At 60.6% G+C, this 16,662-nt stretch carries 16 protein-coding genes and 2 tRNA genes; 2 read left to right on the top strand and 16 right to left on the bottom strand.

Features of this window, described 5'->3' with window-relative positions; all coding sequences use genetic code 11:
- The 14 genes from rpoB to PLL20_08330 all read right to left on the bottom strand — a co-directional run.
- A partial coding sequence (gene rpoB, locus PLL20_08395; GenBank protein ID HPD29997.1) for a DNA-directed RNA polymerase subunit beta occupies positions 1 to 2,653 on the bottom strand: 2,653 nt, incomplete at its 3' end.
- A 614-nt stretch (positions 2,654 to 3,267) separates the two neighbouring features.
- Entirely contained in the window at positions 3,268 to 3,684 is a 417-nt protein-coding gene (gene rplL / locus PLL20_08390) for a 50S ribosomal protein L7/L12 (GenBank protein ID HPD29996.1), read from the bottom strand.
- 185 nt (positions 3,685 to 3,869) lie between these two features.
- Positions 3,870 to 4,391, bottom strand: coding sequence for a 50S ribosomal protein L10 (gene rplJ, locus PLL20_08385; GenBank protein ID HPD29995.1), 522 nt, complete (start codon positions 4,389 to 4,391; stop codon positions 3,870 to 3,872).
- A gap of 76 nt (positions 4,392 to 4,467) precedes the next feature.
- Positions 4,468 to 5,193 carry a 50S ribosomal protein L1 gene (gene rplA / locus PLL20_08380; protein ID HPD29994.1) on the bottom strand — a complete coding sequence of 242 codons (726 nt, stop codon included), beginning with the start codon at positions 5,191 to 5,193 and terminating at the stop codon, positions 4,468 to 4,470.
- Between the two features lie 131 nt (positions 5,194 to 5,324).
- Positions 5,325 to 5,753: a 50S ribosomal protein L11 gene (rplK, locus tag PLL20_08375; protein ID HPD29993.1), complete on the bottom strand. Its 429-nt coding sequence runs from the start codon at positions 5,751 to 5,753 to the stop codon at positions 5,325 to 5,327.
- Positions 5,754 to 5,893: 140 nt separating this feature from the next.
- The gene (nusG, locus tag PLL20_08370) at positions 5,894 to 6,571 is read right to left on the bottom strand and encodes a transcription termination/antitermination protein NusG (GenBank protein HPD29992.1); all 678 of its coding nucleotides are present in this window, start codon (positions 6,569 to 6,571) and stop codon (positions 5,894 to 5,896) included.
- Complete coding sequence (gene secE / locus PLL20_08365; protein HPD29991.1) at positions 6,568 to 7,095, bottom strand: preprotein translocase subunit SecE; 528 nt, start codon at positions 7,093 to 7,095, stop codon at positions 6,568 to 6,570. The genes nusG and secE overlap by 4 nt, the downstream gene beginning before the upstream one ends.
- A 110-nt stretch (positions 7,096 to 7,205) precedes the next feature.
- A tRNA-Trp gene (locus tag PLL20_08360) sits at positions 7,206 to 7,279 on the bottom strand.
- A 92-nt stretch (positions 7,280 to 7,371) separates the two neighbouring features.
- The gene (rpmG, locus tag PLL20_08355; protein HPD29990.1) at positions 7,372 to 7,539 is read right to left on the bottom strand and encodes a 50S ribosomal protein L33; all 168 of its coding nucleotides are present in this window, start codon (positions 7,537 to 7,539) and stop codon (positions 7,372 to 7,374) included.
- Between the two features lie 115 nt (positions 7,540 to 7,654).
- Entirely contained in the window at positions 7,655 to 8,860 is a 1,206-nt protein-coding gene (tuf, locus tag PLL20_08350) for an elongation factor Tu (protein ID HPD29989.1), read from the bottom strand.
- A gap of 239 nt (positions 8,861 to 9,099) precedes the next feature.
- Positions 9,100 to 9,171: transfer RNA gene (locus tag PLL20_08345), tRNA-Thr, on the bottom strand.
- 601 nt (positions 9,172 to 9,772) lie between these two features.
- A complete protein-coding gene (locus tag PLL20_08340; GenBank protein HPD29988.1) occupies positions 9,773 to 11,440 on the bottom strand; it encodes a creatininase family protein in 1,668 nt (555 codons plus the stop codon).
- 144 nt (positions 11,441 to 11,584) lie between these two features.
- The gene (locus tag PLL20_08335; protein ID HPD29987.1) at positions 11,585 to 12,241 is read right to left on the bottom strand and encodes a hypothetical protein; all 657 of its coding nucleotides are present in this window, start codon (positions 12,239 to 12,241) and stop codon (positions 11,585 to 11,587) included.
- 141 nt (positions 12,242 to 12,382) lie between these two features.
- Entirely contained in the window at positions 12,383 to 13,492 is a 1,110-nt protein-coding gene (locus PLL20_08330) for an endonuclease/exonuclease/phosphatase family protein (GenBank protein ID HPD29986.1), read from the bottom strand.
- 191 nt (positions 13,493 to 13,683) lie between these two features.
- Between PLL20_08330 and PLL20_08325 the strand changes: the two genes are divergently transcribed.
- Both PLL20_08325 and PLL20_08320 read left to right on the top strand, forming a co-directional pair.
- On the top strand, positions 13,684 to 13,872 hold the full coding sequence (locus PLL20_08325; GenBank protein HPD29985.1) for a hypothetical protein: 189 nt from the start codon (positions 13,684 to 13,686) through the stop codon (positions 13,870 to 13,872).
- Positions 13,857 to 14,165: a type II toxin-antitoxin system RelE/ParE family toxin gene (locus PLL20_08320; protein ID HPD29984.1), complete on the top strand. Its 309-nt coding sequence runs from the start codon at positions 13,857 to 13,859 to the stop codon at positions 14,163 to 14,165. The genes PLL20_08325 and PLL20_08320 overlap by 16 nt, the downstream gene beginning before the upstream one ends.
- A gap of 316 nt (positions 14,166 to 14,481) precedes the next feature.
- Here PLL20_08320 and PLL20_08315 read toward each other — a convergent pair whose 3' ends face one another.
- Together PLL20_08315 and PLL20_08310 are read right to left on the bottom strand one after the other, a co-directional pair.
- On the bottom strand, positions 14,482 to 15,642 hold the full coding sequence (locus PLL20_08315) for a phosphoserine transaminase (protein HPD29983.1): 1,161 nt from the start codon (positions 15,640 to 15,642) through the stop codon (positions 14,482 to 14,484).
- 274 nt (positions 15,643 to 15,916) lie between these two features.
- The gene (locus PLL20_08310; protein HPD29982.1) at positions 15,917 to 16,591 is read right to left on the bottom strand and encodes a ThuA domain-containing protein; all 675 of its coding nucleotides are present in this window, start codon (positions 16,589 to 16,591) and stop codon (positions 15,917 to 15,919) included.
- Positions 16,592 to 16,662: the final 71 nt, after the last annotated feature.

The raw sequence follows: 16,662 nt of genomic DNA, 5'->3' as shown, positions 1-16,662 counted from the left end.
GCTGCCTCTTGTAGTCCTTCATCTGGATGCCGAGGTTCTTCTTCTGCTCGTCGGTGAGATGCATCCGGCGGCTGAACCACTTGGTATCGATGACCACGCCTTCCTCGCCGGCGGGCAATTCCAGCGAATCGTTCTTCACGTCCTCGCCGGCCCGGCCGAAGATGGCGTACAGCAGTTTTTCCTCGGGGGACAGCTCGCTCTTGCTCTTCGGGCTCACTTTGCCCACCAGGATGTCACCGGGCCCGACGCGTGTGCCGATCCGGACGATCCCGTTCTCGTCAAGGTTGGCCAGGGCCTTCTCCGAAACGTTCGGGATATCCCGGGTAAACTCCTCGCGGCCCAGCTTGGTCTCGCGAATCTCGATGTCGTACTCGTCGATATGGATGCTGGTGAAAACGTCGTCCTTGAGAAGACGCTCGCTGATCAGGATGGCGTCCTCGAAGTTGTACCCGTCGAAAGTGATGAACGCGACCAGCACGTTACGACCGAGCGCCAGCTCACCGTTCTTGCAGGCGGGGCCGTCGGCGATGATGTCGCCGGCCTTGACCTTTTGTCCCAAAGATACGATCGGTTTCTGGTTGAGGCAGGTTCGCTCGTTCAGGCCCTGGAACTTCCGGAGAATGTACTCGTCGGTCCCGTCAATCTCGATGCGCGTGGCGTCGACGGCGGTCACCGTGCCGCCGCGCGATGCCCGCACGACCATGCCGCTGTTCAGCGGCACGAGCTTCTCCATGCCCGTGGCCACGATCGGCGGCTCGCACCGCAGCAGAGGCACCGCCTGACGCTGCATGTTGGAGCCCATGAGGGCGCGGTTGGCGTCGTCGTGCTCCAGGAACGGGATGAGTGCCGCAGACACGCCGACGACCTGTTTCGGTGAAATGTCAATGTAGTCGATCTCGTTCGAATCGACCATCGCCAGTTCGCCGTTGACCCGGGCGAGAACCGGGCCCGGAACGACTTTGCCGGTCTGAGGTTCCACCGACTCGGGCGGGGCGAGGACCGCACGCATCTCCTCGTCGGCTCGCAACATCGCAACATCGCCGTTGACCTTGCCTTTTTCAACCTTCCGGTAGGGAGTGACCAGGAAACCGTAATCGTCAACCGTGCTGTAGATGCTCAGCGAGGCAATCAGGCCGATGTTCGTCCCTTCCGGGGTCTCGATCGGGCAGATACGGCCGTAATGGCTGATGTGCACGTCGCGGACCTCAAAACCGGCCCGCTTGCGATTCAGCCCCCCCGGCCCCAGGGCCGAGAGCCGTCGCTCGTGCGTGAGCTGACTGAGCGGGTTGGTCTGGTCAACCACCTGCGACAGCTCGCCCCGGCCGAAAAAGAACTCGATGCTGGAGGAGATGCTCTTGGAGTTGACCAGTTCCGCGATGCGGCCGAGGTTGTCGGGATCCTTGAGGCTCATGCGCTCCTGAACGGTGCGACGGAGCTTGAGAAAGCCCTTGCGCATCTCCTCCGCGGCCAACTCGTCAATGGTGCGGAGACGGCGATTCCCAAGATGATCGATATCGTCAACCTCATAAGCGCTCTCACCGCTTCGCAGCAGCAGGATGTAACGGAGCGAGTTGACGACGTCTTCGACCCGCAAGGTCATCTCCGTCTCAGGCACGTTCTGATTGAACTTGCGGTTCAAGCGGAAGCGCCCGACCTTGCCCAGACGATAACGGTTCTCGTCGAAGAACTTCTCGTGGAAGAGCTTCTGGGCTTTCTCCAACTGCGGGGGGTTGCCGGGCCTCAACTTCGCATAGATCTTCAGCAGGGCGCTCTCATAGTCGTGGCACCCGTCCTCCGCCATGGTGTTGAGAATGAGCGGATCCGGAACCTGCTCGATGACCGAGACCGATTTCACGCCGGATTTCTGGAGACGCTGAACGGCGTCCCCGATCTGGCAGCCGCCTTTGACCAGCACTTCGCCGCTTTCCTCGTCCACGATGTCGCTGACCGCGTACATGTCGGGCCTCAGGCCGCCCGCCTTCACGTTCTTAATCTTACTGTCATAGAACGTCTTGATGATCGCCTCGTTGCTGGCGTACTCCGGACCCATTGCCCTGAGGAATGTGGTCGCCGCGATCTTGGCCGACTGGTCGATGCGCACCGCGAGGACGTCTTTCTTGGTGACGTTGATTTCGATCCAGCTTCCGCGCTCCGGGATGATGCGGCATCCGTGGAGGGCACGGTCGCCCTCCGCCTGGGCTTTGATAAAATCAACGCCCGGACTACGGTGGAGCTGATTGACGATAACACGCTCCGCACCATTGATGATGAACTCGCCGCCCCCCATCATGACGGGCAGCTCACCCAGATAAATGGCGTCCTCGCTGATCTCGTCCCGGTCCTTGCGAACCAGCCGAACGTGAACACGGAACGGCATCCCGTAGGTCAGCCGGAGCTGACGACATTCATCCGGCGTGTAGCGCGGCTTGCTCAAGTCATAGTAGACGTACTCCAGGGACATGCTCCCGTCGTAGCTCTGGATGGGAAACACCTCCCTGAGAAGGGCTTCCAGGCCGATGTTTTGACGCTGGTCCGGCGGAACATCCTGTTGCAGGAATCTCGCATAGGACTCGGTCTGAATGCTGGTGAGCGAAGGTACCGGCATCGTATCGCCGAGCCGACCGAAATTCCGCACTTCCTGGGGAGTAAGCATACCGGTTCGTCCTTTCCTGCGGCCAAAGGTAAAGCCGCACGCCTGGCACCCGTTGCGGGACGCCAGCCGTCATCATCCGACCTACGCCGATTCGTCTTGCGAGAAGGCGACCTCGCCCTTCGCGCCTAACGCATCATGCCTCACACAGTCTTCAGGACGGAGAACCCAACGCGAGGCCATCTGTTCGACTGACGGTCCTGCCCCCACCGGGTCCCGTTTGCCCGGCGCGTCAGCCGATCTCGCCTCACGGAGGAGGGATTATGATGAAAATTCAGGTCCAACCCGATAGACCTCATGGCACCGCGCATCCGTGGGAAAGCCCAGAGTCACGGTTCACGCCACTTCCCCCGCGCCCGATACGCGCGCACCTTCACCTTCGTAGCTCAAAGGCATTCTATCGCTGGGCATGCTGTCTGCCAAGCCCATTTCCCGATAAGCCCTACCGTGGCTAGGCCCCCCACCGCAACCGGGAGACCCTTGACCACGAAACCTCCGAGATCTTGGTGCGGCCACACCAACCCCAGCTCACCGCCGGGCGGTGCGACAAACCTACCGGCTTCTCGGCTCAAGACCCTTAACAATCATAATACTGAGGATTTCGTAAGGTCTTGTTATCACTTGACTTCGACAACAGCACCGGCTTCTTCAAGCTCCTTCTTGAGCTTCTCGGCCTCTTCCTTCGATACGCCTTGCTTGACCGGTTTTGGAGCGCCCTCGACCAAGTCCTTAGCCTCCTTGAGACCCAGATTGGTAGCCGCCCGGACGACCTTGATCACATTGATTTTCTTGTCGCCGCCGCTCTTGAGAATGACGTCGAAGGCGGTCTTTTCCTCTGCCGGAGCCGCCGCACCCTCGCCGCCGGCGCCGGCGGCACCGGCGACGATCATTGCCCCGCCGCCGGCCGGCTCGATCCCATACTTCTCCTTCAAGCAGTCCACCAGTTCCTGGGCCTGCTTGAGGGTCAATCCCGCGATTTTCTCCGCCAGCGCAACCGTTTCAGCGCTGAATCCCTTTGCTGGTGCATCCGCCATGGTATCCAGAACTCCCGTCATCACAGTGCAGTCCGCCGATCAACCTGATAGGTGACATCCCGTTGATGTCATTTAACCCGCCGAGCGGGCCAATCCGCAGCAACCGGCTGCTGCTGACAATCTCTTTGCTCGTGCTCTCTCCCAGGTTCCACAAAGCCGTTGTCGTCCTGCTTGCCTCTCAAGCCTTACTGACTACCCTCTTGTTTGTCCGCAATCGCCTTGAAGCAACCGGCCAGACGCCCACCCGGTCCGCGGATACAGCCTGCAAGCCGCCGGCCGGGACTGGCGATCAGCATCGCGATTTCCGCCAGCAAGTCTCCGCGGCTCTTCATCTGCGACAGCCGCTCGATATCGAGCAGATCCGGGTCGCCTTCCAGAATGCCTTTCTTCAGCTCGATCGCCGGGTATTTCTTCTTCAATTCGACCAACGCCTTGGCCACGTCGATGATCGACTCGCCCCCCACCACCAGGGCACACGGCCCCTCCAGCGCGCTGGCCAGCGGGGCCAGGGGCCCGTCAGCGAGCGCGCGCCGGGCCAGGCTGTTCTTGACCACGTGGAGCGAAATCTTCATCGAACGAAGCTCGCCGCGAAGCTTGTTCGTCGAAATGGCATCGAGGCCGATGACGCTGACCACGCACGCGTTGGCCAGATTGGCGTAACGGCCCGCATACTCACAGGTGATGAGATCCTTAGTCGCCTTGCTCATGTTGGTTGCCCTTGTATCTGTCCGCCGGTCCTAAGGCCGGCACATAGTCGTCCATACGAGTCCGTGACCCCGCGTATCAACCGACGTCCAGGGTTACCGAGGGCGTCATGGTCGCCGTCAGGCAGACACGTTTGAAATACTGGCCCTTCGATGTCGCCGGTTTGCTTCGGCGTATGTGGGCGATGAATGCCTCGATGTTCTCCACGAGGTCTTGATCGGGAAAGCTCACCTTGCCGACCGGAGCGTGGACATTGCCGCCCGCATCGGTGCGAAACTCGACCTTGCCGGCGCTGTACTCTCGAACGGCTTGCTCGATATCCGGCGTCACGGTGCCCGACTTGGGCGAGGGCATCTTGCCTTGTGGGCCCAGAACCCGGCCCAACTTGCCGACCTTGCCCATGACCGCCGGATGAGCAACAGCTACGTCGAAGTCAGTCCAACCGTCGTTGACCTTCTTGATCAGTTCGTCGGCTCCGGCGTCGACCGCTCCTGCGGCCTTGGCCTTCTCAGCCATGTCGTCCGGACAGAACGCAATGACTCGCTTGGATTTGCCGATGCCCTTGGGCAATGAGACGGCTCCCCGTAGAGCCTGGTCGGCCTGGCGAGGGTCGACGCCCAACCAGCAGACCAGTTCGACGGTCTGATCGAATCCTTTGGGTTTCTTCCGGCCCTTGTAGTCCTTCTTCTCGGGTCTGGCCGCGGCCATCGACTTGACCAGCTTCACCGCCTCCGGAATGGAGAGACGGGCCGCGTTGCCCCGCGTCTCCAACTGAAGCTTATATCTGGCACTTTGCCTCGGCATATGACTGCCTCCCACTGAAAAACCGACTCGGGCCCGTGGTCAGGCCCTGTATCAACAACGCGGGGGCGTATCCGCTGCCCCGCCACGATGCCGCCGTCCCTCGAACCGCGAGCGGACGGCCGCTTTGCCCGTCAACCCTCTACGATCTCGATGCCCATCGAACGAGCAGTACCGGCAATGATCCGATCGGCATGCTCAAGATCGAACGCGTTGAGATCCTTGGCCTTGCGCTCGCTGATCTTGCGGATCTGAGACCATGTGACCTTGCCGACCTTCTCTTTGTTGGGCGTGCCGCTGCCTTGGGCGACGCCCGCGGCTTCCTTGAGCAGAACGGCAGCCGGCGGGCTTTTCACCACAAAAGTGAAAGTCTTATCCTTGTAAACGGTAATCTCGACGGGCACGATCATGCCGTTCAACGCGCCCGTCTGGGCGTTGAACTGCTGAACGAACTGCCCGATGTTCACGCCGTGCTGACCCAGAGCCGGACCGATCGGCGGCGCGGGCGTCGCCTTTCCCCCCGGGGCCTGCAGTTTGATCTTGACAAGAACTTCCTTGGCCACGTTATCAACCTCTCCAGCGGTTCAGATCCCCACCGACCGGACCCCACTGTGTCATCCGACCGTCTAAGGCGGACCGCAACCCAAGCCTACTGCCATCCAGAAACATGTGCGCAAGACGCACAATGTCTGGCCGCAAGGTTCTAAATCTTCTCCAACTGCCAGTACTCGACGTCCACCGGCGTTGACCGCCCGAAAATCGTCAGCAGCACCGTCACGATGCCCTTGGTCTCGTCGATGCTCTCGACCGTGCCCTCAAAGTTCTGGAACGAGCCTTCCTTGATCTTAACCTTGTCGCCCTGGGCGAATTCGAGACCCTGCAGCGAAGCCTCATCATCCGGCTTGGCCGCCGCCAGCAGCATCATCTCGACGTCGTGGTCCTTCATGCTCGTCGGCTTGCCGTCCGAGCCGATAAAATCGCCGACCCCCGTCGTCTCTTTAACCAGGAACCAGATGTTCTCAGGAATGGTTCCGTCCGCTTCCGTCGCCATCTCGACGAACACGTAGCCGGGGTAGAGCTTCTTCTCGATGATCTTCACCTGGCCGCCCTTCATCCGCTTTTCCTTGGCGGTGGGTACCAGGATTCGGCCGATGCGGTTCTGCAGATTCTCGATCCGCACTTTGCGCTCGAGGGTTTCGCAGACCTGATCCTCCTTGTTGCTGGCCACGCGCAGGACGTACCACTTCATGCCGGGTCGGGTCGGCTCGACACCCTTGACCGCAGTCGTGGACTCGCTTGCCGGCGAGACATGATCCGGCGTGCCTCCGCCTCCGCCTGCGGCCTGACTTGCGTCCTTGTTGTCCGTCTCCGGACCGCTCATGATCCACTCCCGAACAGGCGGCTCAGCGCGGGCGCTCCCTTAAGCACACCGATGGCCTGGAAAAACACCATGAAGAACACGTCCCACACAAACAGGAAAACCCCGAGCACTACTACCGTGAAAATCACAACCTTCGTCGAACGGGTGAGCTCCTTGCGGGTCGACCAGCGCACTTTCTTCATTTCGCCCTCGGTGGCAATGAAAAAGTCGTTGGCCTTCCTCGACAGCCCCGTCAGCCAGTATACCAGGACGCCCATCGCAATAATGAAGCCGGCCGGCACACCGTATTGAATGGGCAGCCTGTAGGGCCCGCTCAGCCCGGAATTCTCGATCTGGTTCATCAGGGCATAAGCCCCCCATACCGCAAGAATACCGATGCCAATCGCCGTACCGATGCGGGTGTAGTATCCCTGCCCGGGCTTGTACAGTCGCAGGGCAAAGCCGCCCCCCGCCGGTCGTTCAATCGTCGGGCGCTGTTGAGCCTGTTCCTCCCGCGATTCCTGTCTTACAACTTCGTCGCTCACCGGGGACTCCTCTTGCCCGCGCTACCAGTTAGTCGATCCACTCGCCATCCTGCTTCGTTCTCGCCCCGCGCCCCGAGTCGCAACCACCCGATCACCCGACCCTTGACGCACAGGAGTGGAGGGACTCGAACCCCCAACCGCCGGTTTTGGAAACCGGTGCTCTAGCCAATTGAGCTACACTCCTTGGCAGACCGGCCGAAAGGTCCCGAAACGTCAGCGGTCCCCATTTCCCGGCACGGCTCGGGCAGCCGCGAAGACAACCGGCTGCCCACGCCGTTACTTCCGTTTCACCTTGTGCACCGTCCGCTTACGGCTCCGCGGGCAGTACTTCTTCAGCTCCAGCTTGGGAGTGCCCCCCTGCACGTTTACCGACGTGCGGTAGTTCAGGTCACCGCACTCTGAACACTGAAGCCAGACATACTCTCGCTTTACTGCCTTCGCCATAGCGCCTCATCCCAGAGACAACGGCGAAGGCCGGTTGCCACCGGCCTCCGCCCAACAACTGTCGATCCATCACACCGCTTGCCCCCGGAACGCCCCAGGCGGCGAAACATCGGTGCTATTCGAGAATCTTGGTCACCACGCCCGATCCGACGGTTCGACCACCCTCGCGAACGGCAAACCGCAGACCTTCTTCCATGGCGATCGGCTTGCCCAACTCGACCTTCAGAAGAACGTTGTCGCCGGGCATGCACATTTCAGCCCCGCCCAGCAGCGTCAGACCGCCGGTCACGTCCGTCGTCCGGAAGTAGAACTGCGGACGGTAGCCGCTGAAGAACGGCGAGTGGCGGCCGCCTTCTTCCTTCGTCAGGACGTACACCTGAGCCTCGAACTTGGTATGCGGCGTGATGGTGCCAGGGGCGGCCAGCACGTGGCCTCGCTCAAGCTCATCCTTTTCAACACCACGCAGCAACAAGCCGACGTTGTCCCCTGCTTGCCCGTACTCCAGCGTCTTGTTGAACATCTCCACGCCGGTGACGGTCGTCTTCCGGGTCTCGCCGAGACCGACGATCTCGACCTGGTCGCCGACCTTGACCTTGCCGCGCTCGATACGGCCGGTGCCGACCGTGCCGCGCCCCTTGATGCTGAACACGTCCTCAACGGGCATCTGGAACGGCTGGTCAACGTCACGGACGGGCTCCGGAATGAACGAGTCAATCGCGTCCAGCAGCTCCTGGATGCACTTGGTCTTCTCGGGATTATCCGGGTTGAACAGGGCCTCGCTGGCCGAGCCTTTGATAATCGGCGTCTCATCACCCGGGAAATCATACTTGCTCAGCAACTCGCGGACTTCCAGCTCCACCAGCTCGAGCAACTCGGCGTCGTCAACCAGATCGACCTTGTTCAGGAAGACCACCACGGCCGGCACGTTCACCTGGCGGGCCAACAGAATGTGCTCGCGGGTCTGGGGCATTGGTCCGTCAGCCGCCGACACCACCAGAATGGCCCCGTCCATCTGGGCCGCGCCCGTGATCATGTTCTTGACGTAGTCGGCGTGTCCCGGGCAGTCCACGTGGGCGTAGTGTCGCTTCTCGGTCTCGTATTCGACGTGCGAAGTGGCGATGGTCAAGATCTTGCTGGCGTCTCGACGGCCTTCCTTTTCGGACGCCTTGGCAACTTCGTCGTAGCTCTTGAAGGTTGCCAGTCCCTTCTTTGCCTGCACGGCCGTCATCGCCGCCGTCAAGGTCGTCTTGCCGTGGTCGACGTGCCCGATGGTCCCAACGTTCACGTGCGGTTTCGTGCGTGAGAAAACGCCTTTGGCCATGAATCAACTCCTTCAGTTCTGCAATCGTATCCGGCGCCTATCGCGTCGAATGAACCGGCAACCAGGCAACGATCCGACAGGCCGTTCCTGTCTTTGCCCCAAAAATACTTCCCAACGTCTATTACCGTCACCGATCCGCGGATGCATGCGGAACAAAGAGAATGCATCACTTTGCCCGCCAAGCCCTCACGCATCCGCCGGGAGGCGTCCCATCCCGTGCCGCCCTCCGTCTGGCATAAAGCTGCTGATGGGGGTTGAACCCATGACCTCGTCCTTACCAAGGACGCGCTCTACCACTGAGCTACAGCAGCGGGCGTCTCTCGGTTCGTCACGCGTCGCAGCCCACGCCAGGCAGACCCACAACCCGGACAAACCGCGGGCATACCGTCTCTGGTATGCACTAGGTGCCGGAGTCCGACAAGTATACGGCTTCCGCAGCTTCTGTCAAACAAGCAACCCGCTCCCTCCACGCGGTCTTCGGGGAAGGCTTTGCCCGCTCCAAGCCGGTCCATCGGACCCCGAAAGCATGAGGCATCGCAGTAACCTATTGTCAAAAAAGATTTTATGTCTAATAAGACCGTTCCGCTAGGACTGGAAAAACGCTAACTGCAACCTCCTGACGACTTATCGGACAAGAACAGTGCTCAACAAAAGCGCCGGAATCAGTCTGCGGCTGACCACCTGATGGATTGAACAAAGGCGAGCCGCCTCCAGCGCTGACCTGCGGCCTTAACCACCCGGTCACAGCATCGCCCCGACCGCAGTCGGCTCAGAACAATACGGGCCGATCAACCGCATCACCATTGTTCAGAACCTCCAATGTTCTCTGCGACATTGCCCAATCCTTGCGCCGAGTGCGCCAGATTCGCAGGATACGGCCTGGCAGCAAGTATCGTAGGGAAAGTGACGGCGTCATCTCCACAACCGCAAAATCACCGGCCCGGCCAAGACCGGCGGACCTGGCGTGTGGAAGAACTTGTCCAGCGTAGGCTGTGGCTTGTTGCGCGCAACGATCTTGAGGCTGTTGACCCCCGGCTTCAATCGGCCTGTCACGAGGAGCCTGTACGGCGGCCAGTGATCGACCTGCGGCGAGGAATCGTTGACCACCACTTCACAGAGATTGACGACTTGGCCTAAATCCAGCATTGCGGACATTCGCGCCTGATCGGCAGACAACTCAAACGTGGTCTCGTAAATCCGTTCACCCCCGGGAGAAGCCGATACCTGCTCGGCAAGAGCACCAACCTGCAACTCACCATCGATCGTCCATGGGCCGCCAAGCCGCACGTTGCTCGGCTGCCGTGGTATCGTTGCGATGATCGCTTCGGCAAGCCCCCGAGGTGCCGCCCCGCTGCCGGGATCTCCGACCAACACCCTGCCCTGCTCCTCAGGCAGCTTCACAGCCCTCAAGGCCTCCCGTGAACCCGGCTCGACGTCGCGACCGGGCATCAGGACAACGATGCGAAAACCCATGCCGGTCAGGGTCTCCACGACCTCCGTCACGATCTGCCGGAACGACTCGGCCGATACCGCCACGCATCCTTTGTCCGTCGATGGTGCGTACGAGAACGCCGGAAAGACCATTCCGCCCCTCTCTACGGCCAGTTGTTCCGCCCCCCGCATGATCGACTGCCTTGACTGAGGTGACTCGGCCGCGGCAACAAGCGGCCAGTAGACGATGGGAGCTTTGTCGAAGCGCTCACACCACTGATACGGCAACTGATGGCAGTATCGAACCCCACTCCCCTCCCCTGAATCGCCGGGCCACTCGATTCCCGTCCGCTTCTGCCCGTAAGAGCTATCTCCCAGGGCCTCAGCCACCTCACGAGCAAGACCTTCCAGGATGGCCTCCGTTCCCCTACGTCCGTAAGTCTTGTTGGCCCAGACGCGCGGATCGGCGCCGTAAACGCCGTAATACTCCTTTGTCGGTATGAACTGGTAAGGCTCCGCCACCTTCTCCCCGGCCGGTTTGACGCCCTCCGGCAGCGGCGGCAGGCGAGTGAGGTCTACCAGTCCCGGCCTCAGTACCATGAGCAGTGACGTTTCCCACGCCGCCGCGTGATCACCGGCGGGCATGCCTCGGACCACCTGATTCTCGCTGGCCGAGATGACCTTCATCCTGCCTCGTTGATTGAACTTCTCGGCCAGCTTGGGAACCACGCCCGGATAGTGCCCCGACAAATGCACCGCGACTTTGAAACCCAGACTCTCGAGATGGTTGAGCAGCTCCTCCATCTGCCTCTGGTAGAGCTTCTCATCGATGGTCACCGTCCCTCGCGGATAAAGTCGCGGGTCAAACGGCGTCGAGCCGCCCGGACCTGTCCACACCGTCGGAAAACAGATTCCACCGAGCATCTTCGCGGCCATCTGACCGAGCGTCTCGGCCTTGAGTGCATCCAGCCCACAGGCATTCTGCTCGCCGTGCCACTCGGGAATCCCCGTCGGCAGATACGCGACCGGACACTCGACCACGGCCTGCTTCAACTGTTCCGGAGTCATCTTCTCATAAAGGTATTGATCGCCGTCCGTCACCGCACATGCTCCCAGAATCGTCGCAACGACCACGAGCAATTGAAACATGATTGCTACCTCCCGCACGCTCAAGCCCGACAGCATACCAGTCAGGTGCCAAGGTGCCCAGCCCGGCGTCCTGCGACCGATTGCATCTTCATCACGCCTTTGGCAGGGTGGTTCCCGCAGGCGTACCCGCAAGCAACCCATGCGTTAGTCAACCGCAACCTCGATGCGTTGTTCGGTATCAGGAAAGCACTGGCCAAGAAGCGCGATCGGCGAGAAAAGCAACCACATGACCCGCCACTGCCAGGCGAGAACCCGATCCATAAACGGGCTGCGGATTCTCCTGTCGATCAGAGCCGGTGGGTATGGAGACTTCTTGAAGCCCGTCGTTTTCCGGCGAACCGCAAGGATCTGATTGAGAGAAGCGAACGGAACCAGCCTGATCAGATGATTCGTCTGATCGACGGGCATCGTCCTGCCACACCGCGAGAGCACCATCGAGGCGAGTCCAAACGGAACCGAGACGACCAGGAGATGCAGACCCCATCCAAGCGAAGCCAAGACGGCGGCGAAACAGACCAACAGCATCGCGGCTACCAACTGTCTCCACGACCACGTACGTCGCCGTTCAACGCGAACAGACGCATCTGATTTCAGGATCAGCACCAGGCGTTGAAAGTAATCCCACTGCGCTCCGGAGAGAACAACCTTGTGGTCTTTGCAGTCGTCATAGTGAAACCAGAGCTCATGTGCGATTCGTTTCACAGTCTCGTCTTTGGTCTTGGCAGATAACTCGGTGAGCTGATCGTCGAATGCGAAAGCCGAGATCTTCTCGCCCAGGTAGTCCTCGACGACCACTGCCATTCTATCTCGTGTGTCGCGGTCGATCATCATGACCTCCGTTCCGTGTGAGACAGATATCACACGCAGAAGTGCAAGTCCAGACGTGAAAGCCGCAGGTATGTGTTCGAAACACAGACTAATCGGCCGCGTTCGGAGCACGCCCTACCATGAGAAACCGATCTTCGCGATCACGGGGCGGTGATCGGACCCCCGGCCCTGGCCGACGCGGCAATCCGAGCACGCCAGGCCGCCGCCCAGGTAGATGTGGTCAAGCCGCAGACCCGGGACATATCGAAAGACTGAGTTCACCGGCCAAGTCGACCCTCGCCCCCAGCCCCCCTGATCGAACGCTTCAATCAGCCCCAATCGCCGCAGAGCCGCCGCCTGCGGGGTGCGCTCGGTGAAGTTGAAATCTCCCGCAAGAATGAATGGTCGCGACTCTCCCGCCAGATGGGCGAGCAGATCGGCGAACTGCAGTCGAGTCTCGGTCGTGTACTCCAGCCCGATCGGCGGCAACAGATGGACGTTGTAGATGGCCACCGGCCGATGGGAGATTTCGACAACTGCCCGAATCTGCGGCAGAGAGGATACTCCCAGCGGCATGTCCAGTTCCGGCTCGCTGATGAACGGCCGACTGGAGTAGATCGCCGCGCCAAACGAGTCCTCACGACAGACATGACACTCGTAAGGGTATTCTTGCCCCAGCGATGCTCGCAGCACTTCGTGCCAGTGGTCCGTGTACTCCTGCAGGAACACGATGTCTGCGCCGGAAGCTCGGATTTCCTCGACCAGCGGGGCGCTGTTCCTGTTGACCATGAGGAGGTTGACGCTCGCGACCGTGACCACCTCGCCGACCAGAGATGGCCGAGTCTTGGGACGATACGTCCACACCGCCGGCCCCAGTGTCCACAGAAACAAAGGAATCGTCGCGGCAAACAGCCGCCACTGGCGGGTGTGCAGCGAGACGACGGCCACAATCACCAGCAACAGGCCCAGATGAAACTCGAACACCCGGACCATGAACGCGATCAGCGAGACCGCCACATACGCCTGCGAGGTCTCGCGGAAATCCTGCGGCCAAAGAAACGCGAAGACCACGGCAGCGTACGACCCGATCACCAACAGCCACGCCTCGCGGCGAAGGGCACGCTTACGTTGCCGCCAGGAAGGAAAAAGAATACGACGGACCAGCGACGGCTCCGCCTCGGCGTTTTGCTCAATCCCAGGCTTGCTCTCCGACCGTCCGGCATCCATGAGGGCAAGGATAAACAAGACGGACTGCCGAAGGCAACTGCCCGTGAGGCCACGGTAACGGCAAGCCCCGCCAAACCTCGGCCTGCCGTGCCTCCCTGCAAATGATTGTCTTGGAGGAGGCGTATTGGTAGGATGATCAGCAGAGATTTGTACGATACGAGCGTTGCGTTGGCGTGCAAAACGATGACCGCCACGACGGGGGCCCTTCCATGGCAAACGTGAAAGAACAGCTCCGAGAACTGCTGGATCGCCTGCCCGATGACTGTTCAATCGAGGACGTCCAGTACCAGCTCTACGTGATGGAGACCATTCAAAGACGAATCGAGCTGGCCGAGAAAGGCGAGGTTGTCAGCCAGGCTGACGCCGAGAAGAGGCTCGACAAGTGGATCACGAAGTAGTCTGGCTCAAAGCGGCCCTTGACGATCTTGATGATATCGCCGAGTACGTTGCTGCGGACTCACCCGCATACGCCTCCGTGGTCGTGTCCAAGATGCTTGCTCAAGCAAGGGAATTGGCTGGCTTCCCGCAACTGGGCCGTTGTGTTCCCGAGTGGAACAGGCCGGACGTACGCGAACGTATCGTGTACGGATACAGGCTCATCTACCGAATCGTCGGCGACCTGGTCATCATTCTGGCGGTGATTCACGGTTCGCGCCGTCTGTTAGACAATCTGCAGGACCGACCTCATTAGTCCAAACGGCGCACGAACAGAACCGCGGAGCACGATGCGCACATCCTGGAACGGCGGAGGCCACCTGCAGCAACAAAGAAAAGGACACCGGCCTCCGGGGAACGACTCCCCGAAGGCCGGCAATGCATATCAGAACGACTCGCACAACCGAACAGTCCAGGGCGGACCGCCTTTTTGCGGGCCGCAACCCAAACGTTCTGCGATCCAGAAACATGCGCAAGCCGCACACATATCCGGCCGTAAGGTTCTAATGGTCGAACAGGCCAATAGACTAACAGACCAACAGACCAACATACCAACATACCAACGGACTGCTCTACTTCTTGTTCGCGTCGTAGGCCCAGGCCAGCCACTCGAGGGCGATGGCCATGTCGGCCGGCTCAACGGTTGGGCCGCCCCAGAAGCGGAAGCCCGGAGGCGCATCCCGGTAGGCACCGAAATCCTTGGCGACCCCTTCGCTGTCGAGCGCCGAGACCACCTTCTTGCACCACGCGGCCTGATCCTCGGGACTGAGCTTCCTGAACCACTCGGCCGTGATCTTGAGGCAAATCGAGGTACAGCTTCGGATCTCGGGCTTGACCGGCAGGAAGTCAATCCAGTCATGCCTGCCCACGAATTCTGCGACCGCCTCCAGATTGGCCTGGCTCTTGGCAAAGCAGGCCTGCAAGCCGGTCCTACCTCCGAAGCTGAGGTTCCTGGCAAAGTTGAGACCGTCAATGTAGTCCTCGACACAGAGCATCGACGGAGTGTTGATCGTGTCGCCCTGGAAAATGCCGGCGCTCAGTTTGCCGCCCTTGGTGAGGCGGAAAATCTTGGGCATCGGCCACGGGGGCGAATAGGACTCCAGCCGTTCGACCGCTCGGGGAGAGAGTACGAGCATGCCGTGGGCCGCCTCCCCGCCGAGGCATTTCTGCCACGACCAGGTGATCGCATCCAGCCGCTCCCAAGGTACGGGCATCGCGAAGACCGCGCTGGTGGCGTCACATAGGGCCAGGCCCTTGCGATCGACCGGTGGGGCCGCGTCATCAGGCATCTTCACACCGCTGGTGGTACCGTTCCAGGTGAAGACCACATCGGTATCCCAGTCAACCTCCGCGAGGTTGGGAATCTCGCCGTAAGGAGCCTTCATGACCTTGGCGTTCAGCTTGAGCTGCTTGTTGATGTCCGTCACCCAGCCCTCGCCGAAGCTCTCCCAGGCCATGGCTGTGACCGGCCTGGCCCCCAGCAGGCTCCACATGGCGCATTCAAACGCGCCCGTGTCGCTCCCTGGGATAATCCCGATCAGATAATCGGCCGGGATGGCCGCCACCTCCCGGGTCAGCTCAAGAGCCTGTTGAATACGGGCTTTGCCGGGCTTCGAGCGATGAGAGCGGCCCGTCAGGGCCCCCGTAAGAGCATGGACGCTCCAACCCGGACGCTTGCAGGTGGGACCGGAGCTGAAATTCGGTGTACTCGGTTTTTTGTCAGGTTTGTCCACAACTGTTCTCCAGGTGCAAATGACCTCCGCTTCCGCAAAACAGCGGGCAAAAAGGTTACCCAAAAAGCTTGATCACTTCAACATCAGGGTAGCATCGACCCTCGTTGGCGGGTCCAGAGATGAATGATGACGGTAGAATTGAGAATGGGGCATGCTTTGTCGTCGCTCAGCCCCCCGCCGGTAAGCTTCGGAAGCATCGGCGAACCCGCATGAAACACCTGATTCACACGTGTCTTTCAACGCCTTTGCGGCGTTTTTTATGCAAGTGGGGATTCTACTTGGCCGCCGCCCAGCGGACGGCATTGCGGAGCACCCGCCGGACGTCGGGGTTGTGGTAAATCGGCAGGGTCTCGTGGCCGGGGCGGAAGTAGAAGACCCGGCCTTTGCCTCGCTTCCAGCAGCAACCGCTGCGAAACACCTCGCCGCCCTCGAACCACGAGATGAAGACCAACTCGTCGGGCGCGGGGATCTGAAACCACTCGCCGTACATCTCAGTCTGGGGTAGTTCGATCTTCTCGTCGATACCGCCGGCGATCGGGTGGGTCGGATCGACCACCCACAAGATCTCTTTCTTGTTGTCCACCCGCCACTTGAGCCCGCACGGAGTGCCCATCAGCCGCTGAAAAGGCTTGGAGTAGTGTGCCGAGTGCAGCGCGACAAACCCCATTCCGTTCCAGACCCGCCCCAGCACTCTCTCGACGACGGCATCCGGCACTTCGTGATGTCGCATGTGCCCCCACCAGACGAGTACGTCCGTGACCGCCAGAACGTCGTCCGTCAACCCGCATTCCCGATCCCGCAGTGTGGCCGTCCGCACTTCCAGGCCGCTCTCTTCGCGCAGCCCGGCCGCAATCGCACCATGGATGCCGTCCGGGTAGATCTTCGGAACAACCTCGGTGTTGTATTCGTGCCAGCACTCGTTCCAGACGGTGACGCGGATGGCGCTCACGGTGTACTCCTCTCTAGCGGCTTCTTGTCTGGCGACAATATACCGCGAGGCACACAAGCCTGCGAGAAGAC

It is taken from the genome of Phycisphaerae bacterium (assembly GCA_035384605.1).
Taxonomy (GTDB): domain Bacteria; phylum Planctomycetota; class Phycisphaerae; order UBA1845; family PWPN01; genus JAUCQB01.
The sequence above is the reverse complement of the archived record's forward strand: the minus strand, read 5'-3'. Positions and strand labels throughout refer to the sequence as shown.